This window comes from Ruegeria sp. E1, from assembly GCF_056534225.1.
This window is the reverse complement of the sequence record NZ_JBQFPE010000005.1, coordinates 256,728-281,962: the sequence shown is the minus strand read 5'-3', so window position 1 is coordinate 281,962 and position 25,235 is coordinate 256,728. Positions and strand designations below refer to the sequence as shown.

Annotated in this window: 24 protein-coding genes and 2 tRNA genes; 11 read left to right on the top strand and 15 right to left on the bottom strand. The window is 57.4% G+C overall.

The genetic code is table 11. From position 1 onward, the window contains the following. The first annotated feature begins 31 nt into the window (after nt 1–31). The 5 genes from ACR0FG_RS08655 to ACR0FG_RS08635 all read left to right on the top strand — a co-directional run bounded on the left by ACR0FG_RS08655 (nt 32) and on the right by ACR0FG_RS08635 (nt 5,378). Nucleotides 32–1,006, top strand: a complete 975-nt coding sequence (locus tag ACR0FG_RS08655; RefSeq protein ID WP_170715467.1) for a TRAP transporter substrate-binding protein — start codon at nt 32–34, stop codon at nt 1,004–1,006. Nucleotides 1,007–1,076: 70 nt separating this feature from the next. After that, a complete protein-coding gene (locus ACR0FG_RS08650; RefSeq protein ID WP_480892046.1) occupies nt 1,077–1,610 on the top strand; it encodes a TRAP transporter small permease in 534 nt (177 codons plus the stop codon). A gap of 4 nt (nt 1,611–1,614) precedes the next feature. Then, nucleotides 1,615–2,928 (top strand): TRAP transporter large permease subunit, encoded by a 1,314-nt coding sequence (locus ACR0FG_RS08645; protein WP_170715463.1) that lies wholly within the window; start codon nt 1,615–1,617, stop codon nt 2,926–2,928. Nucleotides 2,929–2,934: 6 nt separating this feature from the next. Then, nucleotides 2,935–3,867 (top strand): hypothetical protein, encoded by a 933-nt coding sequence (locus ACR0FG_RS08640; protein ID WP_480892043.1) that lies wholly within the window; start codon nt 2,935–2,937, stop codon nt 3,865–3,867. A gap of 116 nt (nt 3,868–3,983) precedes the next feature. Further along, nucleotides 3,984–5,378, top strand: coding sequence for a pyridoxal phosphate-dependent decarboxylase family protein (locus ACR0FG_RS08635; RefSeq protein WP_480892042.1), 1,395 nt, complete (start codon nt 3,984–3,986; stop codon nt 5,376–5,378). A gap of 38 nt (nt 5,379–5,416) precedes the next feature. On the opposite strand, the gene trhA is transcribed toward ACR0FG_RS08635, so the two are convergent. From trhA to ACR0FG_RS08620, 3 genes are all read right to left on the bottom strand, one after another. After that, a complete protein-coding gene (trhA, locus tag ACR0FG_RS08630; RefSeq protein ID WP_480892041.1) occupies nt 5,417–6,085 on the bottom strand; it encodes a PAQR family membrane homeostasis protein TrhA in 669 nt (222 codons plus the stop codon). 105 nt (nt 6,086–6,190) lie between these two features. Beyond that, nucleotides 6,191–8,569, bottom strand: a complete 2,379-nt coding sequence (locus tag ACR0FG_RS08625; protein ID WP_480892039.1) for a fatty acid cis/trans isomerase — start codon at nt 8,567–8,569, stop codon at nt 6,191–6,193. A 126-nt stretch (nt 8,570–8,695) separates the two neighbouring features. Next, complete coding sequence (locus ACR0FG_RS08620) at nt 8,696–9,568, bottom strand: LysR family transcriptional regulator (protein WP_480892037.1); 873 nt, start codon at nt 9,566–9,568, stop codon at nt 8,696–8,698. Between the two features lie 103 nt (nt 9,569–9,671). Here ACR0FG_RS08620 and ACR0FG_RS08615 point away from each other — a divergent pair, with 103 nt between their 5' ends. Genes ACR0FG_RS08615 through ACR0FG_RS08595 form a run of 5 tightly spaced genes read left to right on the top strand, consistent with a single transcriptional unit; the run spans nt 9,672 to nt 15,419 of the window. Continuing rightward, a complete protein-coding gene (locus ACR0FG_RS08615) occupies nt 9,672–11,117 on the top strand; it encodes an aldehyde dehydrogenase family protein (RefSeq protein WP_480892092.1) in 1,446 nt (481 codons plus the stop codon). Next, the gene (locus ACR0FG_RS08610; RefSeq protein WP_480892035.1) at nt 11,117–12,094 is read left to right on the top strand and encodes a membrane dipeptidase; all 978 of its coding nucleotides are present in this window, start codon (nt 11,117–11,119) and stop codon (nt 12,092–12,094) included. Before ACR0FG_RS08615 ends, ACR0FG_RS08610 begins: the two co-directional genes overlap by 1 nt. A gap of 44 nt (nt 12,095–12,138) precedes the next feature. Further along, complete coding sequence (locus ACR0FG_RS08605; protein WP_480892032.1) at nt 12,139–13,776, top strand: hypothetical protein; 1,638 nt, start codon at nt 12,139–12,141, stop codon at nt 13,774–13,776. After that, nucleotides 13,773–14,402 carry a DUF3726 domain-containing protein gene (locus ACR0FG_RS08600; RefSeq protein ID WP_480892030.1) on the top strand — a complete coding sequence of 210 codons (630 nt, stop codon included), beginning with the start codon at nt 13,773–13,775 and terminating at the stop codon, nt 14,400–14,402. The genes ACR0FG_RS08605 and ACR0FG_RS08600 overlap by 4 nt, the downstream gene beginning before the upstream one ends. A 12-nt stretch (nt 14,403–14,414) precedes the next feature. Further along, nucleotides 14,415–15,419 carry an Ldh family oxidoreductase gene (locus ACR0FG_RS08595; RefSeq protein WP_480892029.1) on the top strand — a complete coding sequence of 335 codons (1,005 nt, stop codon included), beginning with the start codon at nt 14,415–14,417 and terminating at the stop codon, nt 15,417–15,419. Nucleotides 15,420–15,454: 35 nt separating this feature from the next. Here ACR0FG_RS08595 and ACR0FG_RS08590 read toward each other — a convergent pair whose 3' ends face one another. From ACR0FG_RS08590 to ACR0FG_RS08545, 10 genes are all read right to left on the bottom strand, one after another. After that, nucleotides 15,455–16,588 carry an alpha-hydroxy acid oxidase gene (locus ACR0FG_RS08590; protein WP_480892028.1) on the bottom strand — a complete coding sequence of 378 codons (1,134 nt, stop codon included), beginning with the start codon at nt 16,586–16,588 and terminating at the stop codon, nt 15,455–15,457. After that, the gene (comE, locus tag ACR0FG_RS08585; protein WP_480892026.1) at nt 16,588–17,142 is read right to left on the bottom strand and encodes a sulfopyruvate decarboxylase subunit beta; all 555 of its coding nucleotides are present in this window, start codon (nt 17,140–17,142) and stop codon (nt 16,588–16,590) included. The genes ACR0FG_RS08590 and comE overlap by 1 nt, the downstream gene beginning before the upstream one ends. After that, nucleotides 17,139–17,645 carry a sulfopyruvate decarboxylase subunit alpha gene (gene comD, locus ACR0FG_RS08580; RefSeq protein WP_480892025.1) on the bottom strand — a complete coding sequence of 169 codons (507 nt, stop codon included), beginning with the start codon at nt 17,643–17,645 and terminating at the stop codon, nt 17,139–17,141. The genes comE and comD overlap by 4 nt, the downstream gene beginning before the upstream one ends. Before the next feature lie 48 nt (nt 17,646–17,693). After that, nucleotides 17,694–18,104: a universal stress protein gene (locus tag ACR0FG_RS08575; protein ID WP_170715430.1), complete on the bottom strand. Its 411-nt coding sequence runs from the start codon at nt 18,102–18,104 to the stop codon at nt 17,694–17,696. Nucleotides 18,105–18,127: 23 nt separating this feature from the next. Then, nucleotides 18,128–19,108, bottom strand: coding sequence for an alcohol dehydrogenase catalytic domain-containing protein (locus ACR0FG_RS08570; protein WP_480892022.1), 981 nt, complete (start codon nt 19,106–19,108; stop codon nt 18,128–18,130). A gap of 105 nt (nt 19,109–19,213) precedes the next feature. Continuing rightward, nucleotides 19,214–20,521 (bottom strand): histidinol dehydrogenase, encoded by a 1,308-nt coding sequence (hisD, locus tag ACR0FG_RS08565; protein WP_480892019.1) that lies wholly within the window; start codon nt 20,519–20,521, stop codon nt 19,214–19,216. Between the two features lie 12 nt (nt 20,522–20,533). Further along, nucleotides 20,534–21,862, bottom strand: coding sequence for a TRAP transporter large permease (locus tag ACR0FG_RS08560; protein WP_480892017.1), 1,329 nt, complete (start codon nt 21,860–21,862; stop codon nt 20,534–20,536). Nucleotides 21,863–21,873: 11 nt separating this feature from the next. Beyond that, nucleotides 21,874–22,386, bottom strand: a complete 513-nt coding sequence (locus ACR0FG_RS08555; RefSeq protein ID WP_480892015.1) for a TRAP transporter small permease — start codon at nt 22,384–22,386, stop codon at nt 21,874–21,876. 113 nt (nt 22,387–22,499) lie between these two features. Then, nucleotides 22,500–23,645: a TRAP transporter substrate-binding protein gene (locus ACR0FG_RS08550; RefSeq protein WP_170715420.1), complete on the bottom strand. Its 1,146-nt coding sequence runs from the start codon at nt 23,643–23,645 to the stop codon at nt 22,500–22,502. A gap of 23 nt (nt 23,646–23,668) precedes the next feature. Beyond that, nucleotides 23,669–23,854 carry a hypothetical protein gene (locus ACR0FG_RS08545; protein WP_170715419.1) on the bottom strand — a complete coding sequence of 62 codons (186 nt, stop codon included), beginning with the start codon at nt 23,852–23,854 and terminating at the stop codon, nt 23,669–23,671. Between the two features lie 135 nt (nt 23,855–23,989). On the opposite strand from ACR0FG_RS08545, the gene ACR0FG_RS08540 reads away from it, so the two are divergent. Next, on the top strand, nt 23,990–25,009 hold the full coding sequence (locus ACR0FG_RS08540; RefSeq protein ID WP_480892013.1) for a LacI family DNA-binding transcriptional regulator: 1,020 nt from the start codon (nt 23,990–23,992) through the stop codon (nt 25,007–25,009). Between the two features lie 29 nt (nt 25,010–25,038). Here ACR0FG_RS08540 and ACR0FG_RS08535 read toward each other — a convergent pair. Together ACR0FG_RS08535 and ACR0FG_RS08530 are read right to left on the bottom strand one after the other, a co-directional pair. Continuing rightward, nucleotides 25,039–25,113 (bottom strand) — tRNA-Glu (locus ACR0FG_RS08535). A gap of 22 nt (nt 25,114–25,135) precedes the next feature. After that, nucleotides 25,136–25,210 (bottom strand) — tRNA-Glu (locus ACR0FG_RS08530). Nucleotides 25,211–25,235 lie beyond the last annotated feature (25 nt).

Genomic DNA, 25,235 nt, shown 5'->3' with positions numbered 1-25,235 from the left:
TGGCAATTCGATATTCAATAGGGAGAATACAATGAAAAAACTGACAAGCCTTCTGGCCGCAACCGCCTTGACCGCTGCCGCAGCTGCTCCGGCCATGGCTGAAAAGTGGGACATGCCGATGGCGTATTCGGCATCGAACTTCCATTCCGCCACAGGTGCGGAATTTGCCAAATGCGTGACCACAGGAACCGGTGGTGAGATCGAAATCGTCACGCACCCGTCCGGTTCCCTGTTCAAAGGCGCTGACATCAAACGCGCAATCCAGACCGGGCAGGCCCCGATTGGTGAGCGTCTGTTGTCGGGCCACCAGAACGAAAATGCGCTGTTTGGCTTTGATTCAATCCCGTTTCTGGCCACATCTTTCGATGACAGCGCAAAGCTGTGGGAAGCTGCCAAGCCGTCCATCGAAAAGCTGCTGGCTGAACAGAACCTGACCCTGCTTTACGCCGTGCCATGGCCGCCACAGGGGCTGTATTTCAAGAACGAGGTGAACTCGGTCGCAGATATGGAAGGCATCAAGTTTCGGTCTTACAACAACGCGACATCGCGGTTGGCGGAACTGACCGGAATGCTGCCAGTGACGATTGAGGCGGCGGAAATCTCTCAGGCGTTCGCGACCGGTGTGGCGGATTCGATGGTATCGTCCGGGTCGACCGGGTATGACCGCAAGGTCTGGGAAAGCCTGAATTATTTCTACGAAGTCGACGCCTGGCTGCCGCGTAACTACGTGATGGTCAATTCGGACGTTTGGTCCGGCGTGTCGGACGCCAACAAGAACGTCATCAAGGCCTGTGCAGAACTGGCCGAATATGCGGGTAACTGGCGGGCCAAGGAATACACTGGCTTCACGCTGCAAGGTCTGCGCGATGGCGGCATGACCGTTGGCCCGGCATCGGATCAGATGGTGGGTGAATTGAAGGAAATCGGCGTCACCATGACAAACGAATGGCTTGAGGCCGCAGGCGACGAAGGCAAAGCTATCGTCGATGCGTTCAACTCTCAGTAACGCTTCAAATGCGGGCGGCGGGTTATCCTGCCGCTTGCTCCCAATTCAATAAGAACACAGCGGGGACAGCATGGCGGCAATGCGAGGGCTCAGGTCCGTACTGGATTTCATCTATCTGGCATCAGGTGTTCTGGCTGCGCTTAGCCTTATTTCAATTCTGGTGTTGATTGTGGTGCAAATGCTGGCCCGCTGGACCGGAGAGGTGTTTCCCGGCGCGCCCGACTATGCCGGGTATGCCATGGCGGCCGCCTCGTTTCTGGCCTTTGCCAACGCACTGAACCGGGGCAGCCACATCCGGGTTTCGATCCTGCTGAACGCGGTCTCGGACAAGGCGCGTCGCATCCTCGAAATCTGGTGCTTTGCCGTCGGCGCGGCCGTGATGTGGTATCTCTGCTGGTACGCCTATCGCTTCGTCTACTGGAGTTGGAAATACAATGATGTAAGTCAGGGCCAGGACAAAACCGCGCTTTGGATACCGCAATCCACGATGTTGATCGGGGCGGTGATCCTTGCCATCGCGCTGACGGATCACCTGTTCCACGTCTTGTTCAAAGGGGATCACCGGATCACCCGCGATCTGGCTGATCAAAGTCACGGAGAGTGAGAGCATGGAAAATATCTCGGTCATCATCCTGTTTCTCTTTGTTCTCTTCACCTTGCTCGGCACTGGGGTCTGGGTCGGGCTGGCGCTGATGGGCGTTGCCTGGGTCGGGATGGAGCTGTTCACAACGCGGCCCGTTGGCGACGTAATGATCACGACTATCTGGTCGGCGTCCTCGTCATGGACCCTGACCGCGTTGCCGATGTTCATCTGGATGGGGGAAATCCTGTACCGAACGCGATTATCCGAGGATATGTTCAAAGGGCTCTCGCCGTGGATGGCACCTTTGCCCGGCGGGTTAGTGCATACGAATATCGTGGGATGCACAGTCTTTGCGGCGGTCTCGGGCTCCTCCGCTGCGACGCTGACGACAGTCGGCAAAATGTCGATCCCGGAACTGCGCAAGCGCAACTATCCCGAACGCATGGTTATTGGTACGCTAACTGGCGCAGCGACGCTGGGCTTGATGATCCCGCCGTCTCTGACGCTGATTGTTTACGGCGTCACAATTAATGAATCGATCACAAAGCTCTTCTTTGCGGGCATCCTGCCGGGTCTTGTGCTGGCCGCGATGTTCATGGGCTATGTCGCGATCTATTCGAAGGTCGGCAAAGACTGGAATCCGAATGACGAAGGCAAGCTGAGCTTTGCCGAGAAGGTCAAGAACTCGCGCTTTTTGCTGCCTGTGATCCTGCTGATTATGGTGGTGATCGGATCGATGTATCTGGGATACGCCACTGCGACCGAGGCGGCCGCGTTCGGCGTGATCGGGGGCTTATTGCTGGCCGCAGGGCAAGGGTCGCTCAACTGGAAGACCTTCACCGAAAGCCTGATGGGCGCAACCCGCACCAGCGCCATGATCGCTCTGATCCTTGCCGGGGCCGCGTTCCTATCGCTGTCGATGGGCTTTACTGGCCTACCACGCGGGCTGGCCGACCTGATTGCCGGGTGGGAGTTGACACGGTTCGAGCTGCTGATGGTGCTGCTGGTCTTTTATGTCATCCTTGGCTGTTTCCTCGACGGAATCTCTTCGGTCGTGCTGACCATGGCAGTGGTCGAGCCGATGATCCGCGATGCGGGGATAGACCTGATCTGGTTCGGCATTTTCATCGTGGTCGTTGTTGAAATGGCGCAAATCACGCCGCCCATTGGGTTCAACCTGTTCGTGATGCAGGGCATGACCAATCACGAGATGAGTTATATCGCACGCGCAGCGATCCCGATGTTCCTGATCATGGTGCTGATGGTTTTCGTCCTGATCTGGTTCCCGGAACTTGCGACCTGGCTGCCTGAGAACCTGCGGCAAAGCCCCGGCGGGTAGCGGGTCTTGAATCCGCTTCATCGGGCAGCCCGCCACGGACCATCTGTATTGGTCGCAGGGTTGGTTGCCGGGCTCTTGCTGCCCAGTGTGGCAGAGCCGATGCGGCCGCTTTTGCCGCCGCTGGTGGCGTTGCTGCTGTTCCTGACCGTATTGCGGATCGAGCCATCGGTGCTGCTTGGCTCATTCACTGATTTGCGTCAGGTGGTCACGGCGGTTGCCGGGTTTCAGATTTTATTGCCGATGCTTGTCCTGATCATCGGGTTTTCCGGCGGCTGGACCGGATCATCGATATTCTTGGCGTTGCTCATCATGGTTGCGGCACCCTCGATTGCGGGCAGCCCGAATATGTGCCTGATGATGGGGTATCCTGCGGAACATGCGTTGCGCCTGTTGGTTGTCGGAACCGCAATTTTGCCGCTGACGGCATTTCCAATCTTTGCACTTTTGCCCGAGTTGGGTGATCTCTCGTTTGTTTTGCAAGCCGTGTTTCGGTTGTTTCTGACAATTGCGCTTGCCACTTTGGCAGCCATTGCTTTGCGTTGGTCATTTCTGCGCACGCCGTCCCGAACCACTCTGCAAAACATTGAAGGACTGGGCACGATCACGCTTGCAGTGTTCGTCATAGGTTTGATGCCGAGCCTAAGCGCAACTGCCTTGGTCAATCCTGCTGTCGCGCTGTTCTGGATTGCATTGGCGTGTGCGGTCAACTTTGGCGCACAGATCATCTCGTTTATTCTGACAAGAACCCGAATGCCGGCAGAACAAGCCGCCGCCGTTTCCCTGATTGCGGGAAACCGAAACATTGCGATCTTTTTCGTTGCCCTGCCGCCCGAAGTGACTGGCCCGATTATGGTGTTCATCGGCGCCTATCAAATTCCGATGTACTTAACGCCCACCGTCATGCGGCGCCTGTACCGGTGTAAGAGCACGGTTATCTGAAGAACCCAAGGCCTTGTGAACAAGGCCGGTTTTATCTGCTTGACCTGCCTTGTGGCTGCGTCGAAACCTAGGAAACACATCAATCGGCGGCGAACCCGCGTGTTCAGGAGGCAACGATGGATTGGGACGAATTTAGCCAATGGGGCAAACGGATTTCAGATTGGGCTTCAGACTATCACAAGGGCCTGCCAGATCTGCCGGTCCGGGCTCAGATTGCCCCGGGTGAGGTCGCCGCCCAACTTCCGAAGGGTCCACCAGACGGTGCGGAAGCCATGGACAACATCATTGCGGATTTCGAACGGATCGTGATGCCGGGGATGACCCATTGGCAGCACCCCCGGTTCTTTGCGTATTTTCCGGCAAATGCTGCGCCACCTTCGATGCTGGCTGATATACTGATCACAACAATCGCAGCCCAATGCATGTTGTGGCAAACCTCACCGGCGGCGACCGAACTTGAGGGCGTTATGGTCGATTGGCTGCGCCAGGCACTTGACCTGCCCGAAGAATATACCGGCGTCATTCAGGACAGCGCGTCCTCGGCCACGTTGTCGGCGGTTCTGACCATGCGCGAATGCGCGACCGGCTATACAGGCAATCGTGATGGGCTGAACGGCAAAGGTGAGTTGCGAATTTATTGCTCGGAACAGGTGCATTCCTCGGTTGATCGGGCGTGCTGGGTGGCCGGGATCGGCCAGAACAATCTGATCAAAATACCCACAAGCGGTCCGCGTTATGCCATGGATGCCACGAAGTTGCGCGAAGCCATCGCTGCCGACCGTGCCGCGGGGCACCAACCCGCCGGGATCATCGCAGCAACGGGTGGTACCGGGATAGGTGCCTGCGATCGGCTGGGCGAAGTTCTTGCGGTCGCAAAGGCGGAGGATCTCTATACACATCTGGATGCGGCATGGGCAGGGTCGGCCATGATCTGCCCCGAGTTTCGAAACGACTTCTGGGACGGGGTTGAAGGGTATGACAGTATCGTCTTCAATCCGCACAAATGGCTGGGCGCACAGTTCGATTGCTCAATGCAGTTCCTGCGCGACCCGATCCCTCAGCTCAACACGCTGAAGATCGAACCGGAGTATCTCAAGACCAGCGGGGCCGATGTAACAAACTATTCGGAATGGACAATCCCGCTGGGGCGCAGGTTTCGGGCGCTGAAGATCTGGTTCCTGATCCGCGCCTATGGGCTTGAGGGGTTGCGCGCGCGCATCCGCAATCATGTGGCTTGGTCAAATGAGGTGTGCGAGGAAATCCGGGCGACCGAAGGGTTCGAAATCGTGACCGAGCCGATCCTAAGCCTGTTTTGCTTCAGATGCCCCGGAGACGATGAGACACAGCAAAGACTGGTCGATGCGTTAAACGATGACGGGCGGATTTATCTGACACAAGGCATGTACGATGGTCGAAAGGTCATCCGGTTTCAGGTCGGTCAGTTTGATACGACGCGGGATCACGTTCTGATGGCAGTCGATGTGATCAAAGAGGTGTGGCGCGGATTGTGATAGGACTCGCAAGCTTGCCGGTCTTGACTGGGCTACGATCAGACCCGCATTTCCGGCGCACCTGCGATATGGGTGGCGACTGCAATGAAGAACAGAACGCTTCCGGCCAGAACGAAAACATGCCAGATCGTATTGTGAAATGGCAGCCAGTCCAGCAGGTAGAAGATGATCCCGGCGGTATAGACGATACCGCCGGCGAACATCAGAATGAGGACGGTTTGCGACAGTTCCGACATCATCGGTTGGCCGGCCCAGAGTATGGCCCAGCCCATCATCACATAGAGTAGCAGACCGAACCACCGGAACCGGCCCGGGTCGAACATCTTGAGCGCCGATCCCAGCGTCGCCGATGACCAAAGGCCGATCAACAGGCCCGGTGCCTGCCCCCCTGACAGCAGCAGAAACGGTGTGTAGGTCCCTGCAATCTTGATGTAAATTCCGGAATGGTCGAGGCGGCGCAAAAGCCCTGTCCAGCGTTCGTCCTCGTTCATGTTGTAGATGGCCGACAGGCTCAACATTAGGATAAGGGCGACCCCATAGACCGAAGCCCCCATCACGGCCTCGGGCTCAGGCCGGTGAAAAGCGGTCAGCGCGATCAAAACGGGCACTGCGATCAGGGCTGAGGTGACGCCCAATATATGTACAACCCCGTCACTCAGGCGTTCAGCCCTGCTGTAGGCCGGACGCAACTCGGAAAAAGACACCATAATACTCAATCTATGAGGCGAACGGCCTTGCCGCAAGTCGCAGGGCCTTGGTGGGGATCGATTTCGCGCGACGATAATCTCCGACGATCAACTCCAACATGGGGGTCAGGTAGGGTCTTCGCCCATCTTTGGATCCTTGTATCGGTTGAGATCCAGAAGGCCTGCATGGATCGGATCTTGTCTGAGGAACAGGGCGTTCACACGGTCGCTTGTGGCCCAGAAGGCAGGGCTTGTTCGTCGTAAACCATAGCTCGCCACAAAATTCAGCCAGTCATCCTGTGATGTGATTGCCTTCATGGCATCTGCAAACGCGTCTGATTGATCCTGCGGAATTCTGAAGAAAAAGTTCGGATAACTGGCAAACAGCCCGGGAAGGATTGTCAAAACGTCAGCCTGAGGGTCTCGGCGTGCGGCTTCGTCGAACAGAAAGGCCACGTTGGTGTGCGCCTTGTCATGGGCAAGTGTGAAAAGTTCGGTGCCGCCATCGGGTTTATCCACAACCAGAACCGAGAGGTCTGGAAGAAACTTCACCCAGGCGCCGGTCTGGCTTGCAAGACTGCGCAGGGCTTGTCTGGTATCGTCGATTGTTTGACAATCGCCATCGGTGCAGCGGCTGATCGTATCAGTTGTGTCCCATAAGCTATTGCCCTGTTTCAGCAATTCCAACAGGAACTCCTGCTTGGGATCATCACTGGAAAAACTGATGCCGGATGGGAAATCATGATCCACGCGGCGGCGATGCCAATAGGTGTGAAGCTCGGCCAGCGCCCCCTGATACCATTGGGCATGGATGTCCGGTCGGATATCTTTGGGCAAGAAGGACAGGAACAAATCCTCGCTCTCCATCCGCAATTCATCCATGTAAAGTCGCGTGGACAACTGGTGTTCGATCCGGCCAAAAACATCGTACCCGGCCACGAGGTCATAGTAGATGCGTTCAAAGATCGGAAAGTCGATGACCCAGGCGGTTTCTGGAATATCGCCATGGAACCCGTTCATCGCCGAGGCATTGTCGAAGTGCCGAAACACGGTAATCCGCGCGTCCGGGTTAGTGCCGTCGCCGTCCCAGATGGCATCATATCCGAATCCGGTCTGAAACACTGGGCTGTTGCGGTAACGGGCGTCACGAAACTCAAGATACTTGATTTGGTTCTTATGCGAGAACTCCTGCAATTCGCCCAACGCACCGTCATTTGAGTCTGCGACGGGCAGTTCAAGATGTTTGGCCCCATCCATAAGATAGGTGAGGTCTGTCACTGAAAGGTCGGCGTCAGGGGCAAGGAAGCTGACCCAGAACCGGTCTTCGATCACATCAACGGCGGTCTCTCCGTGGCAAACCGGCCCGCGGATAAAGCTGCGGACAAAAAACAGCGCATTGTCCAACAGGAACTGATAGCGGCTGCGGGCAGGGATCGCAGCAAATGTGCTGAAAGGATCGCCGCCCTCAGCCTCACCATAGGCTGGAAGTTCGGCCACCGACCAATCCGGGGCAAGGAATAGTTCCTGCAGTCGGGTCATTCGGTCTGGACCAAGCGTGTAAACCAGATGTTCCTTGTGCACGATGGTTTCGTCAATCAGCAGCAGCCGATAGTAGAACTTGTCAGTCCCCGGAGCATCAAAGGGTCGGCGGGTCGCGATGACCTGAACCTCTTCTCCGGGTGGCGTAGACGAGCGTACGAGTTGAAAGAACCGCCGCTGGTCTTGCGCAAAATGAAGCCGGGCGAGGAACAGATGTTCATACAGATAACGGCTGACCAATTGACTGCGCAGGTCGCTTGCGTTCAGAAAATCCTCCCATACGGCAACCTGATCCCTGATTTCAGCAGGGATTTCTGCATCAGGCGCGGGCAATGGTGCGCCGTCGCGTGCCCAGGTGATCAGGGTCTGAAACTCTGCATCCGCAAGGGGCGCGGTGCCATAGGGCATACCGGCAAGCGGGTGGTCTTTTCTAAACGCGTCGAACTCTGACGGGGTGGGGCAAACAAGCGGCCGGTCAAGTTCAAGGCCCAGCGAGTCCGGAAGGGGTTCATCGGCTTTCAGCGGGTTCTCGCGCCCCAGTTCAAGATAGCGTTCGAGCAATCCCTTGTTTTCCGACGTCTGGCCCAGCGGAGCAATGACCGAAAAAAAACCTAGTGCTCGCCACTCTGGCACCGTCTTCGCATCAACGCCAAGCCGCGTGGGTCGCGCGTCCGACAGCCGTTGTGTGTGATAAACAGCCTCTTTGCTGGCCCCGCGCAACAAGCCCGCGGGTGATGTCAGCTTCAGTTGGCACGGCGCGTCGTAACAGCTGTGACAAACCACACAGCGATGATCCAGAATTGATTTGATGTTGGTCCAATCTTCCTCTGAAATCTCGTTTGCCGGACGGATTGCGTCATTCCCTGACTGAGCCCAGGCAACACCCGTTTCTCCGCTCGGCAGATCGAGAGCACCAAAAAACAGGGCGACCATAGCCCACAATCTCAGACCTTTGGCAGTTGGCATTGCTCCTCCCATCCCGCTCGGGCCCCGCAACTGATGGTAACTTTGCGCGGCCATTTCGCAAAGTCGAGTCCGGGACTTGGCGTAAACTTTGTGCATCGACCGATCCGACTGGCACGTGATCTAAGGTCATACGTAGGTACGGCTTAGGACAAAGGCGCTGCATTCGTTGGTCAACTCGCGAAACCGTGTGCGTTCTCTGACATACAGATAGACCTGCCGCTTGTCTGGCAGATCAGATATTGTGCGAAAGGCCGTCGTTTCCGGGATGAAACTGGCAACAAGCTGGGGCAGAACTGTCACCCACGCTCCTGTCCTGACCATGGTTATCAGCGAATGCGTATTGTGTATGATCACATCGGTATCTTGGATTGCCTGCTGGAATGCCGTCGTTTCGATCAGGTCACAAAGCGCATTTCGTACAAAGGGGGCAGCAACCACATCCTTGATCGCCGGCGGCTTTGTGCAGGTGTTCAGGGGGTGGTCTGAGGCGCAGACCAGTCCGAACTGATCTTCGAACAGGGGAATGGCCTTAACGCCATTCAGTGGATGATAACCCGAAGCAATGCCAATATCTGCCTTACCTTCGGTCAGTGCATCCAGAACCTGTTGAGTATCGGTGTCCCTTAGTTCGATTTTCAATCCGGGAAATCGGCGTGTCATATGGTCAAGGATTGCAGGAAACACCAGCGCTGCAACGGACGGAACCGAGACAATGCGCATCAGCCCATGCGCGGCATTTGCCGCGGCTTCGATCGACAGTACGGTCTGATCGAACTGGCGCACTTGCTTGAGCGATAGTTCCAATACCTGTTCACCCAGTGGCGACAGCCTGTTTTTACGCTCTCCCTCGAAGAGTTTTTTACCCAGATGATCCTCAAGCTGTTTCAGCGTCATGGATACGGCCGACTGGGTTCGACCCAGACGATCCGCCGCCTCAACCAGATTGCCAGTTTGGGCGACTGTGCAAAAGCTGCGCAGCATTTCGATCTTGATTGCCATGGCTTCAAAGTTTCTGAAGGTTTGTTAAGTTAATTGAGTTTGACTGATTTCAGTGACCGAGTCCAATCTGCGCCAAACCGAAATTCTGACTCTGGGGCGCATTGTGACCAAACTGAACCTGATCGCTGGCGAATGGCTGGCGGGCGAAAGCGAAATCGAAAACCGTAACCCTTCGGATCTGAGCGATCTGATCGGAATGTTTGCACAAGCCAGCGCCGATCAGCTTGAGGCTACGCTGGATCAGGCACGGGCGGCGCAGCAGGAATGGGCCGCATATGGACTGGAGCGCAAGCAGGCGGTCCTGATGAACATCGGCAATGAGCTGATGTCCCGCGCCGAGGAACTGGGCACGTTGTTGTCGCGCGAAGAGGGCAAACCGCTGGCCGAAGGCAAGGGTGAAGTTTATCGCGCGGGTCAGTTCTTTTCATATTACGCCGCCGAGTGTCTGCGCCAGATTGGCGAGAATGCGGATTCTGTGCGCCCTGACATCGAAGTTGATGTGCGGCGCGAAGCTGTTGGGGTGGTCGCCATCATCAGCCCTTGGAATTTCCCGACGGCAACGGCCTCATGGAAAATTGCCCCGGCGCTTTGTTATGGAAATGCCGTCATTTGGAAACCCGCCAACATCACTCCAGCGTCCGCAGTTGCACTAACCGAAATCATTGAGCGTCAGGACATCCCCAAAGGTTTGTTCAGTCTGGTAATGGGCTCGGGCCGGTCGATTGGCCAGCGTCTGGTCGAAAGCCCCAAGGTCAACGCCATCTCGTTCACAGGCTCGGTGCCAGTCGGCAAGGGCATCGCGGCGGCAGCGATCCAGAACCTGACCAAGGTACAGATGGAGATGGGGTCGAAGAATGCGCTTGCCGTTATGGACGACGCCGACCTGGATTTGGCGGTGACACTTGCGCTGGGCGGTGCCTTTGGCGGAACGGGTCAGAAATGCACGGCCTCGTCCCGATTGGTGGTTCACGCAGGCATTCACGATGCGTTTGTCGAGAAACTGGTGGCCGGTGCGCAGGCGATGAAGGTTGGGCACGCACTGAAAGAGGGCACGCAGATGGGGCCGGTGGTTAGCCAACAGCAGCTGCAGGAAAATCTGGCTTACGTCGATCTGGGCAAAGCCGAAGGGGCGGAACTGGCCTGCGGCGGTCAGCGGCTTGAGATGCCGCATGACGGGTTCTACATGTCGCCGGGCGTGTTTCTGAACACCAACAACGACATGCGCATTAATCGGGAAGAGATGTTCGCGCCCCTAACAAGCGTGATCAAAGTTGACAGCTATGATCAGGCGCTGAGCGTGGTCAATGACACCAATTTTGGCCTGACCTCGGGCATCGTGACCAAGTCTCTGGCCCGTGCCACTCATTTCCGCCGCAATGCGCGCACCGGCGTGGTGACGGTGAACCTGCCTACCGCGGGCACCGATTATCACGTCCCATTTGGTGGGCGCGGTGACAGTTCCTATGGCCCGCGTGAACAGGGTAAGGCGGCTGCCGAGTTCTACACGACCGTCAAAACAGCTTACATCAGCGCCGGGGCTCCGGACTGATGCGTATCGACGGGCTGCAATACGCCAACTGGTCGGAAAAGATATTCCGGCAACTGCGCGAAGGGGGTGTGGATGCGATCCACGTTACCATCTCGTATCATGAGAACTTTCGCGAAACGGTTTTGAACTTCGAACGGTGGAATCGCTGGTTCGAGCAATATCCGGACCTGATCATGAAGGGGCGATGGGCAAGCGATATTGACGTGGCCCGGGAAACGAACCGAACCGCGGTGTTCTTCGGATTTCAGAACCCCTCACCCATCGAAGATGATATCGGGCTGGTAGAAATCCTGCACGACCTTGGCGCACGGTTCATGCAACTGACATATAACAACCAGTCGCTGCTGGCGACGGGGTGTTACGAGGCACATGACACAGGCATTACACGAATGGGCAAACAGGTCATCAAAGAGATGAACCGCGTGGGCCTTGTGATCGACATGAGTCATTCGGCAGATCGCTCTACGATCGAGGCCGCAGAGCTGTCCGAGCGTCCCATTGCCATTACCCACGCAAATCCGCACGAATGGGCTCCGGCGTTGCGCAATAAGCGGGATGACGTGATCCGAGCGGTTACGGAAAATGGTGGGATGTTGGGATTCTCGGTCTATCCTCATCACCTGAAGGACAAATCGGACTGCACCCTGCAAAGCTTCTGCGAAATGATCGCGCGCACGGCAGACAAATACGGTGCGCAACATCTGGGGATCGGGACGGACCTGTGTCAGGATCAACCCGACAGCGTGGTTGAATGGATGCGCGTTGGTCGATGGAGCAAGGAGATTGACTATGGCGAAGGATCGGCCAGCAATCCGGGCTTTCCCCCCATGCCCAGTTGGTTCCGCGACAATCGCGACTTCGGCAACATCGAGCGCGGCTTGCAGGACGTCGGAATGAACAAGCAAGAGGTCGCTGGCATCATGGGGGGCAACTGGTATCGGTTCTTTGCCGAAAACTTTGGGCCCAAGCCTGCGTGACCCAACAAGGTAAGCATATCACACGCAGAGACCCTGCCACCGTTATGCGGCTCAGTCGGCTGGGCTCGCTGCATCAGTGCCGTCTGAGTTTCATGCGGGTGCTGACCCGCCGAATGGCACGGGATGGGTGGCAGTTTATGCGTCCGGTTTTTGATATTGATAGCAATGGTGTAGGTCGCGCGGTTTACACGGCGCAAGGGCCCAAACGCGCATATTCTCTGGTTGCATTTGCGCATGATCTGCCTGCCGAAAAACGCTCGGACCGGGTGATTGCCGAGGCTTGGGATGCGACCTTCGCCCTGTTCGACGGTGTTCCGTCAAACGAAGACATCGACCGGCTGGAGCAGAACGTGCCGCTGCAAGAGGCTGGCCGGGTCAGTGAAAGCGAGCTGTCCTTGTCGCGTGCAAACCGCTCGGTTCGTCTTTGGGCGCATGTTGTTGACAGGCTAGCAGCAGGTCAACAACCCGATCCCACTCAGATCGATGCGGTTGGATATCTGATGCGGACCACAGCCGTCTATGGCTCGGGCAAGTTCGGCGCAGCAGATCGTGATGTGATTGCTCAGCGCGAAGAAGCGCAGTCGCCATTTCAGATCGAGATGCTGTCGGTTTATCTGACGCGCACTTTTGTGCGGGATCTGGTGCAGCATATGGCTGCCATAAAGGGCGGGGATCAGGCCGTCGCGTTGCAGCCCGACATCGCCCAACGCCTTGGGATCGGCAATTCCACGGGCCTGGGCATGGCACCGTTCATCATCAATCATCCGATCCTGTTCAACAACTGGATCATGGCAAGGGAAGAGGCAATCGCCTGTGTCAGGTGCCTGCCCGAAGCGAAGACAGAAGATGCAGAAGCTTTCCGGCATATCCTGCGACGCAGTGCACGTTCTGTTGATCTGTGGCGGTCTGAACATCCGATCCAGATCGAAAAGCTGGGTGCCTTGAAGGCTGATCTAGAGGTTCTGTCCCGGCATGTATCCTCGGCTGATCTTGAGAAAGACCACCCATGGGATCGCTTGTTGAGTTGGTCGGAAACGGCGCTCAGCGAAGAGGGGCAAGAGCTTGTGGCCTCACTGATCCTAGAACCCTTTGGCGATCTGGTCGACGGGCTTTCGGGCTGTATGTCCGATAGCAATGGGGATGCGTTTGTGATCGATGGAGCGATGCCGGTCTCGCAAGTCCGCAGTTTGATCAAGAACAGCTTTGGCTGGGCGTTGGATATGGACTGGCAAGCACCGGAAAACTGCGCCCGCGCTTGGTATGTCTCGGAAGAAAAGCTGGAACCTCGAATGGGTGAGCGGTTTGACGAGCCGATTGTAGAGTATGAGCAACCTCTGGCGCCAGCACGTGACGCGGCTGCGGCCTATGCCGCGTTGGCTGACTGGGATGCGTCATGTCCGATCGCTGAGTTCCTTCTGCGTCATCCGGTGCACCGTCACACAGTCCGGCGCGCTCAGATGAGCCATATGGCCCCCTACAGCGAGATTCAGGACAACACGATCAGCGCCTCGGTTCTTCCTATCGATATGTTGCGGGCCAAGCTGTCGTTTTTTGGCGCGACCCATTTTGATCCACGCTCAGACCGCTGGGTTCGGATCTGTATGTATGCGGGTGCGCCGTATCCTGATGAACTGAGTGTCGGAAACGCCGATCTCTGGGTCTATCCCGAGGTAACGGAATGAGCTTTTCCTTGAACGAAGTAGAAGCGACAGCCAAACGCGCCGCACGCGGGGCAGGCTATTCCTGGGGGCTTGCGGAGGAGGCGGGAAAAGCCGCGCGTTGGCTTTGTGCCAACGGTCGGGATGGTGTCGGCGCACTGACCGGATTGCTTGGCCTTGGACTTGCTGTCTCGCCTGAAGGTCGTTTGCCAGGGGGCTTTGATGATGCTGGCACAGAGGGCGCAGTTCTGTGCCCGCTGGCTGCCGGGGCTTATCTGTCTGATTGTGCAGGCTCTCTGACTGATCAATCCATAATGTTGCACAACGTCGCGTATCCCCTGATCCTGTTGCCTTTTGTCGCAAACGCAGCGCGCGCGCAAAGGACTTGCATCACGCTAAGCTGCGACGGCTTAGATGCGGTAACGGACGGGACTACTTTGTCCTGTGATCAAGCGTTTCCTGATGAGGCGCAGGCCATACAGGTCACTCTGGGCGGCGTGCTTGCTGAAACTTCGGCACGGCTGACTCGCGCGGCCCCGGACCCTGCGCTTTGGGTCGAACTGAACCGTTTTGCCCATCGTACATACGCCCCGGCGACAGAAGAATCCCGTAAGCTGGGGGCCGGCGCTGGACTGTCCGACAATGATTGAAAAGGCACCGAAATGACTAAGACCTTGACGCTTGCTGAAATTGAAGACCTGTCGTTCCGCGCATTGACGGCGGCCGGAACCAGCGCGGAAAACGCACGGCCATTGGCGGTTGCGACCGCTGCGACCGAGGCGGATGGCGTGGCCAGCCATGGCCTCGCCTACATCCCGATCTATTGCGAGCATGTGCAATGCGGAAAGGTAGATGGGCTGGCAACGCCTGTGATTGCGCGACCTAAACCGGGCGTGGTTATCGTTGATGCTGCGACCGGATTTGCACATGCGGCTATCGATCTGGGTTTTGAAACCTTGATCCCGGCAGCGCGCGAGCAGGGCGTCGCGGTCCTGGCCATTCGCAACAGCTATAACTGCGGGGTTCTGGGCTACCACACCTATCGTTTGGCGCAGGCCGGTCTGGTGGGCTTGGGCTTTACCAATGCCCCGGCATCTATCGCACCTTCTGGCGGATCGAAGCCGGTGGTTGGCACCAATCCCTTTTCGATTGCGGTTCCGGGGACCGATGGTCAACCCGCGCTGCTTATCGACCAAAGTGCAAGTACCATCGCAAAAAGCGAGGTCATGAAACACGCGCGCGAAGGCAGAGCGATTCCGATCGGTTGGGCGCTGGACCCCGAGGGTAATCCAACAACCGACCCCGAGGTTGGCCTGAAAGGCTCGATGGCTCCGTCCGGCGGATACAAGGGCGTTGGTGTTGCTTTGCTGACCGAGGTTTTGGCGGCGGCGCTAACGGGCGCAACGCTTGGCATCAACGCATCGCCTTTCTCGGGCACCGCAGGTGGTCCGCCAAAAACCGGGCAGTTCTTTATTGCGATCGACCCCGTAGCTACGGCTAAGGATGCTTTCGCAACGGGTATTGCCGGCTTGGTTGAGGCGATCCGGTTTCAGGAAGGCGCACACCTGCCCGGTGATGGTCGTCGCGCCAAACGGCTTGTGGCGCAAACAGAAGGCGTTGCAGTGAACCCTGCAACGCTTGAAAAAATCGAAGCCATTTTGGGATAGCGCTGTTTCGCCACGAAGGAGGGGAGACCCTCGTTTCAGGTCATCTGGTTTGCGCCGGTTGCCTTTATAGGATCGCGAAGCTGGTCAATCGACGTGATCCCCATTTGGGCCATCGCGATATCCAGCTCTTCGCTCAGCACCGACCAGATCTGGTTCAGGCCAGCCTCACCTTCGGCGGCGATGGCAAATTGCATGATCCGACCGAAAAAGACGAAGTCCGCCCCGCTTGCCAGCGCCTTGATGACGTCTTCACCCGATCTGAGACCGCTGTCGAAGAACAGAGGGAAGGTATCGCCGACCGCTTTGCGAATCTCGGGCAGCATTTCAAACGGCGCGGGTGCGCTGTCCAGTTGCCGTGCTCCGTGGCTTGAGACCTGAATGGCATCTACGCCTGCATCCTTCAGGGCAACGGCATCTTCGGTATCCAATACGCCCTTGACGACAAGATTTCCGGGCCATCGATCACGCAGACGCGCAAGGGTATCCCAATCCGCCCTGGCACGGCTTTCGGTGCGGTCGAATTCGTAGCCTTCCATCAGGAAATTTGCCATCTGAGGCTTGCCTTGCATCAAGGTCGCCAGAGACCAGCGCGGGTGAAGCGCAAAATCCAATACCTGTCGCGGCCCCATGCGGAATGGCATTTTGAAGCCATGCCGTAGTTCACGCGGGCGACGTCCAACTTCAGGGACGTCGACAGTCAAGACCAGTGTTTCATACCCGGCCTGCCGGGCGCGATCCACCAGCTTGAATGTTCCGCTGCCGTTTCCGCTGAAGTAAAGCTGGAACCAGGCGTTACCTTCCGCCTCCAGGATGATGTCTTCCATCGGCGTTGAGGCAACGGTGGACACGCACAATGGGATGGAATGCCGTGCTGCAAGTCGCGCCAGCATCAAGTCGGCACCGGGGGCCGCCAGATTGCACATGCCCATCGGCGCGATCCCGAAAGGAAGCCCTGTGGGTTTTCCAAAGACCGAACCAGCCTTAGAACGTTTGCTCACATCGCGCAGAATGCGGGGGCGAAGGGTCATGTCGTCTAGCGCGGTGCGGTTTCGCTTTGCTCCGGTTTCGGTTCCCGCTGCGCCGTCGATATAGTCGAACACCATCCACGGTAAACGCCGCCGCGCAAGGCGGCGGGCGTCATCAGAGCTGTGGATGGCGCTTGTGCCCATCAGGCCTGAACGGCCTTCATGAATCGGTCGCGGATCACCACCGGGTCCATCGTGATCGGCGGCATCTTGGCGTTACCGCTTTCGCATTTGCTGACGATGATTGTCATTTCCCCGGCATCCAGCGCCTCTTGCAGAACACGCCCCGTTTCTTCTGCCTGACACTCGATGACACGGTCGCACCCGGCAGCTTCGGCCATTTTCGACAGCGATGTTTTCTGACCCGCATAAGTGGGCTGATCTCCAGTCGAGCCATATGAGCCGTTGTCGACAATCAGAAGGATGTAATTGTTAGCCACGTTGTTGGCGATGGTTGGCAGAGTGCCCAGATTGGTCAGGATCGAACCATCGCCATCAATCACGATGACCGGTTTTGGTTGCGACAGCGCCAGACCCAGACCAATTGACGACGCAAGGCCCATGGTGCCCAGCATGTAAAAGTTGGTGGGCTGATCATCGATGGCGTGAAGCTCCTGACTTGGGATGCCGATATTGCAGACAACCAGTTGATCACGCAGGATCGGGGCGATTTCTTTCAGAATCTCGGAACGGATCATTGGTCGCCGTAGCCTCCCCAAAAGTTGGCATCGGTCAGGATGGCGACCGGTTTGTTGCACATGAAGGTGTATTTCAGGATTGCATCCAGTTCCCCGACATCTTCCTTGTGGTGGAAGTGGTAGGTCGGGATGTTCAACTTTGCCAGCAAAGCCTTTGTATGCACTGCCATCTCAACCTGACAGGCAATGGGCTCGCGCAACTCTCCCCGGTACGAAATCAGCATCGGCAGCGGCATCCGGTAATACTGGATCAGCGTGGCCAGCGTGTTGATCGTCACCCCGATTGCAGTGTTCTGCATGATGATCGCGGGGCGTTTGCCGCCCATCCATGCGCCCGCGCACAGACCCATGCCCTCGTCTTCCTTGTTCGAGGGGATGTGATAGATGCCGTCGCGTTGGTCGATTTCTTCGATCACGCCGGCCAGTTGCTTGCATGGCACCGTGGTGACGAATGAGATATCATTCGCAACCAGATCGTCGGTGATCTTCTTGTCTATGTTCATGTCCGATCTGTCAGTCCTGTATAAGGCGCCATGGGCGCGATTGATGGGTTAGGCCCTGCGATGTACATGCACGGCGCAGGGGGCATGGCGGACCACGCGCGAGGCGGTTGATCCGAGAAAATAGTCGCTGAGGCCTGGTTTGTGCGAGCCAATGACAATACAGTCGATGCCGTTGTCCGTCGCATAGTCTATGATCGACCGTGCTGTGTGACCTTTGACGATTTCGGCTGTCACCCCTTCCAGCCCGTCGGTCTTTTCCAGCAACTGCATACGTGAGCGTTGGAATGCGTCTTCGACCACGGATTTGTCCAGATAGGTGCTGACCGAACCTTGCGGCAATTCGTAAACGTGCAGCGCAACGATCTCGGCTTTGTCATCACATAGCGCTCGCGCCACTTTCAGCGTGCTTTGCGAGATGTCATGATCTAGCGCCATCGGGACAAGAACTTTTTTGTACATGGATGTCTCCAGTGTTGTTGGGTTTATCCCCATGGTGTCAGGATAATCTTGGGTGCGGCCACCACGCCAGAGCGGATGTCATGAAAGGCTTGGGCACCTTGGGACAGGGGGCGTTCCTCAACCCAATCGAGTGACCCCAGACGGCCGTCAAAAATTGCCTTCGCAGTTTGCCGGAAATCTTCGGCTGTGTAGGTGTAAGTCCCGATAAACGTGATTTCTTGCAAGGTCATGCGACGCACATCCAGCCCGCCTGTGTCTTCTCCCAGACCCACATGGGCGATCACGCCGCCAGGCGCGGCACAGGTCGAGGCGGTCGCACGCGTGGCCGCAAATCCAACGGCGTCGATCACGATTGGATAGGCGCCCTCGGGCTGCTCACGAACGTCAAATTTACCAAGATTGCCAAGATAAGTCCGGCGCACTTGGTTTGGTTCCAGAATGGTAACGTCCTTGGCGCCCAACGCGTTTAAGGCAAGCGCCGCAGCCAGCCCGATGGCGCCGCCGCCTATCACAAGCGCGCGGCGTTCCATCGCCGGGTGCAACGCCTCAAGCGCCAGTCGTACAGCGTGCCAACTGACGGCCAGGGGCTCTGCCAGGGCTGCTTTGGCCAATGGCACATGGTCGGGAACCTCGACAAGATTGCTGTCAGGCATCGCCACAAATTGGGCAAAGGCACCTTCGCGCGGTGGCATCGAGATGATTTGGCGTTTCGGGCAGAGGTTTTCGCGACCGGCTTCACAGGCCTCGCACAGCCCGCAGGATACGAGCGGGTTGATGGTCACGCGTGTACCTTCTTTGGGGTCGCCGACTATCACCCCGGCGGCCTCGTGCCCAAGGATCAGCGGGGCCGGACGTCGAGCGTCGTGCCCCAGATAGGCGTGCATGTCCGAGCCGCAGATGCCCACAGCCTCGACCCGGATAAGATGCTCGCCCAGATTTGGCGTCGCATCGGGAACGTCGTCGTAGGTAAGGGTTTCAACGCCCTGATAAACAAGCGCTTTCATCGTTCTTCGACCCTTGCGTCAATCAACGGAACCTGTCGGTATTCGCCCTTGGCTGAGTGTGTCACGCAGATCGCTCGCCCTTTCAGGTCAGATCTTCTGAGGGGGTCATCCATCGGCGGTCAGGTCGAATTGCTCATTCGGGAAATACTTGGCCAACCGTACATCCGCGGCCCGCGCGTGACCCTCCATCCCTTCAAGACGCGAGATACGGGCGGTTGCTTCGGCAATCGATTTTGATCCTTCGCGCGTTGCGCGCTGCCACGTGACGATCTTCATGTATTTGTGGACGCTCAGCCCGCCCGTATAACTGGCCGCGCCGGATGTAGGCAGCACATGGTTGGTACCGGTGGCTTTGTCGCCGTAAGAGACGGTGGTTTCCTCCCCCAGAAACAGCGAGCCATAGCAGGTCAGGCGGTCCAGCCACCAATCCAGATCCTCGGCCTGAACGGTCAGGTGTTCGGGTGCGTATTCGTCAGAACAGGCCGCCATTTCTTCGCGGTCTGAACAAACGATAACTTCGGCATAGTCGCGCCACGCGGCAAAAGCGTTTTCGCGGTTCAGATCGGGCAGATCGTCGATCAGGGCAGGGACCAGTTCCATCACCTTCTGCGCCAGCGCGCGGTCATCCGTCACCAGCCAGACCGGCGAGTTGTACCCATGCTCGGCTTGGCTCACCAGATCCGTCGCGACCACGTGGGCATCCGAGGAGGCATCCGCAAGGATCAGACTATCGGTCGGGCCGGCGATCATGTCGATGCCGACTTTACCATAGAGAATGCGCTTGGCCTCGGCCACGAACTGGTTTCCGGGGCCGACAAGGATGTTTGCGCGTGGTAGGCCGAACAGCCCATAGGTCATCGCCGCCACGCCCTGCACGCCCCCCATCGCCAGAATGCTGTCCGCGCCGCAAATATGGGCCGCGTAGACAATCGCTGGTGCAACACCCTCGCCAGGACGGGGTGGAGAACAAGCGGTGATGTGTCGGCACCCTGCAACTTTGGCCGTTGTGACCGTCATGATCGCACTGGCGATATGGCTATAGCGCCCGCCCGGTACATAGCATCCGGCCGCATCCACGGGGATCGCCTTTTGACCCGCGACAAAGCCGGGCACGATTTCCATCTGCACGTCCGAGACAGTGGCTTTCTGCGTTTCCGCGAAGCGGCGCACATTGTCGTGGGCGAACCGGATATCAGCCTTGAGCTTTTCAGGCACCAATGCGCAGGCGGCTTCGATCTCTTCGGCAGTCATCAGGACATTGCCTTGGAACTTGTCGAATTTCGCCGCATATTCAAGCGCCTTGGCATCTCCACCCGCCTCGATATCGGTGAGGATGGTCTTGACGGTGTCATGCACCTCGGAGGCATGAGATTGCGCCGTCAAGGTTGCCTTTTTCAGATAGTCACGAGGCATATTCAGCTAGTCCTATTGGTAGATTTGAGGAAGCAAGGTGGTTGAAACCGCCGGAATGTAGGCGATCAAAAGCACCACGATCAGCATAGTCAATACAAAGGGTACGGCACGAGCGGCAATCTTCAGAATAGACTCGCCTGTTATGCCAGATACGACAAACAGGTTCAGACCCAGCGGTGGCGTGATAAAGCCGACACCCAGAGCGGTGATCATCATGATGCAGAACTGAATCTCATTCATGCCGATATTGTCTGCCAGCGGCTTTAGGATCGGCGCAAGGATCACGATGTTTGGCGTGGTTTCCATCACGCATCCCGCCGCGATCAGAATGCAGATCATCAACAGGATCAGCAGGTAAGGATCGTCGGTCAGCGAAGTGATCGAGGCGACAAAGCCCTGCGGCACCCCCATGATCGCCAACGCCTCGGCCAGTGGGGCCGAGAAGGCGATGATCGGCAGGATCACACCGTTCACCTTGGCGGAACTGACCAGCATTGACGGGAAATCGGCCAGCGTCAGCGTGCGCAGGATGAAGCCCATGATGATGGTGACGACAACGGCGGTCGCACCTGCTTCGGTGGGCGTCAGGCGGCCCGAGAAGATGCCGTAGAAGATGATGCCGGGCACGATAAAGGCGTACCAGCCGGATTTCAGCGCATTGCCCAGATTGGCCAGCCATTCTCCCATAGTCATCATGCCGCCGCCTTCATAGCCGTAAAGACGGTTCATGATGATGTTGGTGATCAGGATCGACACCAGAATGGCAAGTCCGGGGATCAGCGCCGCCAGAAACAAGGTGGACGCGGAAATTCCCAAGACAAGGCCGATGATGATGTAGGCAATCGAAGGCGGGATCAGGATGCCTGTACAGGCACCGGCAGCCACCAAAGCGCAGGCATAGGGGCGGGGATAGCCGCTTTCTACCAAGCGGTTGATCGTCATTCGACCCACGGCGGCAGCGCCCGCCGCGTCCGAGCCCGAGATGGCGGCGAACATGCCGCAGACCAGAACCGTGGCCGAACCGAAACCGCCCTTAGCAAAACAGGTCAGAGCCTCGGCCACGTCCAGAAACTTGCGCGACAGGCCCGTGCGGACCAGAACGTCCCCGGTCAGAATGAACAAGGGAACCGCGGTCAGGGCAAAGGCGTCGATACCGGTGAACAGGCTTTCACCCACAAGGCTCAACGGTAGGTCGCCCGACATGACCAGCATGACGATCGCAGCCGTGCCAATCGCTGCCCAGACGGGGACAGCCAGGGCGATCAGTCCAACAAACAGGATGACAGGCAGATAAAAATCCCAGCCGAGTTCGACCGTTTGATTGAGGGAATTCCAAAGCATTTCAGGTCTCCTCAGTCAAACAGCTTGTCGCCTTCGAAAACGGGTGTGCCGTCACGAAGGGATTTGAGATCGCGTAGAAGGGACTGGATCAGGCGCCAAATCATCAAGGCAAAACCGGTGGGAACCGCCATCAGGAACCAGACCTTGGACACCCGCAGGCCATCTGTCACCGAGCCGAATTTGGCTGAGACATGCACGGCCTCATAGGACCAATAAAGGGCAATGATCGCCACGCCGAACATCACAAGATCGCCGAAGATATACAGCAGCGCCTTTGGCCGTTGCGGCAGGTAGTGCATGATCACATCAATGCGGATATGAGCGCGTTCCTTGACCGCAGCCGCCGCGCCGATCCAGGCGAGATATATGAAAGAATAACGGACGATTTCTTCGCCCCAGATCGACGAATAGGCGAAAATTTCCCGCCGAAGAACCTCGATGGCCATCGTGATGACCAGCATCACGTAGAACACCAGCAGCAGCCAGCGCTCGGCGTTGCGGTCTATGTTTTGAAGCATGGTCATCTTGTCCCTCGTCGATAGAACAGCCAGGCAGTAGCCTTCTGTTGCGGGCCCTTCTGGGCCTGACTGTCAGGGTTAGGTCACGGACGCCCGTACGGCGTCCGCCAGAGTGATTGTTACGCGTCGTGGACGTAGTATTTCCCTTGCGTACCAGCCGCTTCGACCAGTTTTTCGAAGTTATCCATCGACCCGGCCAGCTCGGTCTTGAACGGATCCCAGTCGGCGTTCTGATAGCCACCTGCATCCTGCCATTCAGCCAGTTGATCGTCGCTGAGCGAGTGGAACTGCACGCCCGCCTTGTTCAGTTCGGCCATGGCATAGGCGCGGGCCGACGGCACTTTGGACAGGTTCTGGTGACTGGTCATCTCTGAGCCCCACATGATGCCTTCCTGCACATCAGCGGGCATCGAGTTGAACCATTCAAGGTTACAGGAATAGACCTGACTGTCTGGCACCGCCTGTGTGAAGGTGACGTGGCTCAGGATGTCCTTGAAGCCGAACACGAACAGCGCGCCAACCGATGGATCAAGCGCATCGGCAACGCCCTGCTTGATCGCCGAAGGCGTTTCGCCCCAGGCAACCGGGGTCGGGTTGGCACCAACCATGCGGTAATACTGCTGCAACATCTTCGATCCCGGCACACGGAACTTGATGCCACTCATGTCACCCGGCGTGATAACGGCGTCGCCTCCCTGGCGCACGGCAACGACGCGTGGGTCGATCACCACATAGAACAGCGCCTTGAAGCCAGCGGCCTCGACCTTGGGGTGCACCTCATTCTTCCATGTGTCCGAATGCACCAGATTGGTGAAGCGCTGGTTCGAGCCGCACAGGTAGGGCATGTTGATCAGGTCAACGGTCGATGCGAAGGGCGCAAAGTTTGACAGCGAGTGCTGCGCGGCCTGAATGGTGCCACCCTGAACCTTTTGCACAAGCGAGCCACCTGCACCCAGCTGACCACCCGGAGCCAGTTTGACATAGACCTTGCCGTTGGTCGCATTCTGGATGTTCTCTTTCAGATCAAGCTGCATGATTGGGTAGCTGCGCGAGGCACCCAATACATAGGCCGTCGCAATGGTCATCACGTGGTCAGCAGCGTTTTCGCGGTCTTTTTCCTCTTTGGCGGTTTGCGCGGCCGCCTCGGACGACCACAGGACACCACCCGCACCGGCAACCAAGGCTGCAGTGAACGCACCGCCTGCGCTTAGCTTCAGGAAATTGCGGCGCTCTGCGGACGCAAGTTCTTTTCTGTCGTCATTCATGTCTTGCCCTCCCAAGCAAAAATTCAGCTGCCGTTCCTGGCGTCCCGGTCAGCTTCCTTTTTCAGAATTGCGACAACGAACAGGATCGACGCCGCGAACAGGACCAACATCTCTCCGACGTCCCCAAGGAATGCGCTGTTTGCAAATGCCCCTAGCGCCACGTTCGCAAAGTAGATGACGAACACGATGATGGATGCAGCAAGATACATTTCCCGGACTCCTTGTAGAATCGGCCCAACTATACTTGTAAGCGCTTACATCGTAAATGCAAGCGCTTACATTCTTGCTTTCATCTGAGTCCTGATGTGTTTAGACTTAGGGAAAAGCGAAGTGCAGGTTCGAAAATGTCAAAGCTCCGGTCTGTTCCGACACTGGACGACGTCGCCAAAAGGGCAGGCGTGTCTACCGCGACCGTCTCAAGATGTCTGAACGAGCCCAAGCGGGTCGTTCCGGCCACACGCGACCGGGTCATGTCGGCGGTCGAGGCACTGGGCTATACGCCCAATTTCGCAGCGCGCGTGATGGCGGCCAAGCGGTCCTTTACGATCGGTGCGATTATTCCGACCATGGAGAACGCTATTTTTGCAAGGGGGTTGCAGGCTTTTCAGGAAGAGCTTCACGAACGCGGATATACCCTGCTGGTTTCCAGTTCCGCCTACAAGCCCGAAGTCGAGGAAGAGCAGATCAAGACCTTGGTTGCGCGCGGTGCAGACGGATTGTTGCTGATCGGTCATGACCGGGAATCGCGCATCTATGATTATCTCGAACAGCAGGGCGTTCCCGCCATGGTCGCATGGTCCTTTACACCCGGACAGCGGACCCCTTCGATTGGTTTTGACAACCGACAGGCAATGACAGCCTTGGCCGCTGAAGTGATCGGTCTGGGGCACACGCGTCTTGCGACAATTTCGGCCATCAGTCAGGGGAATGACCGTGCTCGGTTGCGGATCGAAGGTATCCGGGATGCGATGCAGCAGCACGGGTTGTCACCGGAGAGGCTCTCGATCATCGAAACCCCATATGAGATCGAAAACGGGGCCGAGGCTTTCCGCCAACTGATGACGCTGGACAATCGCCCCACCGCCGTCCTGTGCGGCAACGATGTTCTGGCCGTTGGTGCTGTGCGTCAGGCCGGACAGATGGGTCTGCGCGTGCCTGACGATATCTCGGTCACCGGGTTTGACGACATGGAACTGGCCCGGATCATTGAGCCGGGCCTGACCACAATCCACGTTCCCCATCGAGAAATGGGGCGCAAGGCGGCAGCCGAGCTGATCAATATGATCGAAACATCATCGCTGGGGCAATCCGTCCGCTTGGAAACAATGGTCGTGACCCGAGGGTCGCTCGCACAGGTACCCTAGAGGCAAAGTTTCAATGAAATGGCAAGAAATGGTAGCCCGTAGGGGAATCGAACCCCTCTTTCCAGGTTGAAAACCTGGCGTCCTAACCGATAGACGAACGGGCCATCCAGACCAAACAAGCACAAGTGGTAGCCCGTAGGGGAATCGAACCCCTCTTTCCAGGTTGAAAACCTGGCGTCCTAACCGATAGACGAACGGGCCACGCTGGCTTGTGGAGGGCCTTTTA

What these genes read in the sequence shown, in the direction of transcription:
- ACR0FG_RS08655 (WP_170715467.1), top strand. Translation starts at nt 32, where the DNA reads ATGAAAAAACTGACAAGCCTTCTGGCCGCAACCGCCTTGACCGCTGCC.
- ACR0FG_RS08650 (WP_480892046.1), top strand. Translation starts at nt 1,077, where the DNA reads ATGGCGGCAATGCGAGGGCTCAGGTCCGTACTGGATTTCATCTATCTG.
- ACR0FG_RS08645 (WP_170715463.1), top strand. Translation starts at nt 1,615, where the DNA reads ATGGAAAATATCTCGGTCATCATCCTGTTTCTCTTTGTTCTCTTCACC.
- ACR0FG_RS08635 (WP_480892042.1), top strand. Translation starts at nt 3,984, where the DNA reads ATGGATTGGGACGAATTTAGCCAATGGGGCAAACGGATTTCAGATTGG.
- trhA (WP_480892041.1), bottom strand. Translation starts at nt 6,085, where the DNA reads ATGGTGTCTTTTTCCGAGTTGCGTCCGGCCTACAGCAGGGCTGAACGC.
- ACR0FG_RS08625 (WP_480892039.1), bottom strand. Translation starts at nt 8,569, where the DNA reads ATGCCAACTGCCAAAGGTCTGAGATTGTGGGCTATGGTCGCCCTGTTT.
- ACR0FG_RS08620 (WP_480892037.1), bottom strand. Translation starts at nt 9,568, where the DNA reads ATGGCAATCAAGATCGAAATGCTGCGCAGCTTTTGCACAGTCGCCCAA.
- ACR0FG_RS08610 (WP_480892035.1), top strand. Translation starts at nt 11,117, where the DNA reads ATGCGTATCGACGGGCTGCAATACGCCAACTGGTCGGAAAAGATATTC.
- ACR0FG_RS08605 (WP_480892032.1), top strand. Translation starts at nt 12,139, where the DNA reads ATGCGGCTCAGTCGGCTGGGCTCGCTGCATCAGTGCCGTCTGAGTTTC.
- ACR0FG_RS08600 (WP_480892030.1), top strand. Translation starts at nt 13,773, where the DNA reads ATGAGCTTTTCCTTGAACGAAGTAGAAGCGACAGCCAAACGCGCCGCA.
- ACR0FG_RS08595 (WP_480892029.1), top strand. Translation starts at nt 14,415, where the DNA reads ATGACTAAGACCTTGACGCTTGCTGAAATTGAAGACCTGTCGTTCCGC.
- ACR0FG_RS08590 (WP_480892028.1), bottom strand. Translation starts at nt 16,588, where the DNA reads ATGGGCACAAGCGCCATCCACAGCTCTGATGACGCCCGCCGCCTTGCG.
- comE (WP_480892026.1), bottom strand. Translation starts at nt 17,142, where the DNA reads ATGATCCGTTCCGAGATTCTGAAAGAAATCGCCCCGATCCTGCGTGAT.
- comD (WP_480892025.1), bottom strand. Translation starts at nt 17,645, where the DNA reads ATGAACATAGACAAGAAGATCACCGACGATCTGGTTGCGAATGATATC.
- ACR0FG_RS08575 (WP_170715430.1), bottom strand. Translation starts at nt 18,104, where the DNA reads ATGTACAAAAAAGTTCTTGTCCCGATGGCGCTAGATCATGACATCTCG.
- ACR0FG_RS08570 (WP_480892022.1), bottom strand. Translation starts at nt 19,108, where the DNA reads ATGAAAGCGCTTGTTTATCAGGGCGTTGAAACCCTTACCTACGACGAC.
- hisD (WP_480892019.1), bottom strand. Translation starts at nt 20,521, where the DNA reads ATGCCTCGTGACTATCTGAAAAAGGCAACCTTGACGGCGCAATCTCAT.
- ACR0FG_RS08560 (WP_480892017.1), bottom strand. Translation starts at nt 21,862, where the DNA reads ATGCTTTGGAATTCCCTCAATCAAACGGTCGAACTCGGCTGGGATTTT.
- ACR0FG_RS08555 (WP_480892015.1), bottom strand. Translation starts at nt 22,386, where the DNA reads ATGACCATGCTTCAAAACATAGACCGCAACGCCGAGCGCTGGCTGCTG.
- ACR0FG_RS08550 (WP_170715420.1), bottom strand. Translation starts at nt 23,645, where the DNA reads ATGAATGACGACAGAAAAGAACTTGCGTCCGCAGAGCGCCGCAATTTC.
- ACR0FG_RS08545 (WP_170715419.1), bottom strand. Translation starts at nt 23,854, where the DNA reads ATGTATCTTGCTGCATCCATCATCGTGTTCGTCATCTACTTTGCGAAC.
- ACR0FG_RS08540 (WP_480892013.1), top strand. Translation starts at nt 23,990, where the DNA reads ATGTCAAAGCTCCGGTCTGTTCCGACACTGGACGACGTCGCCAAAAGG.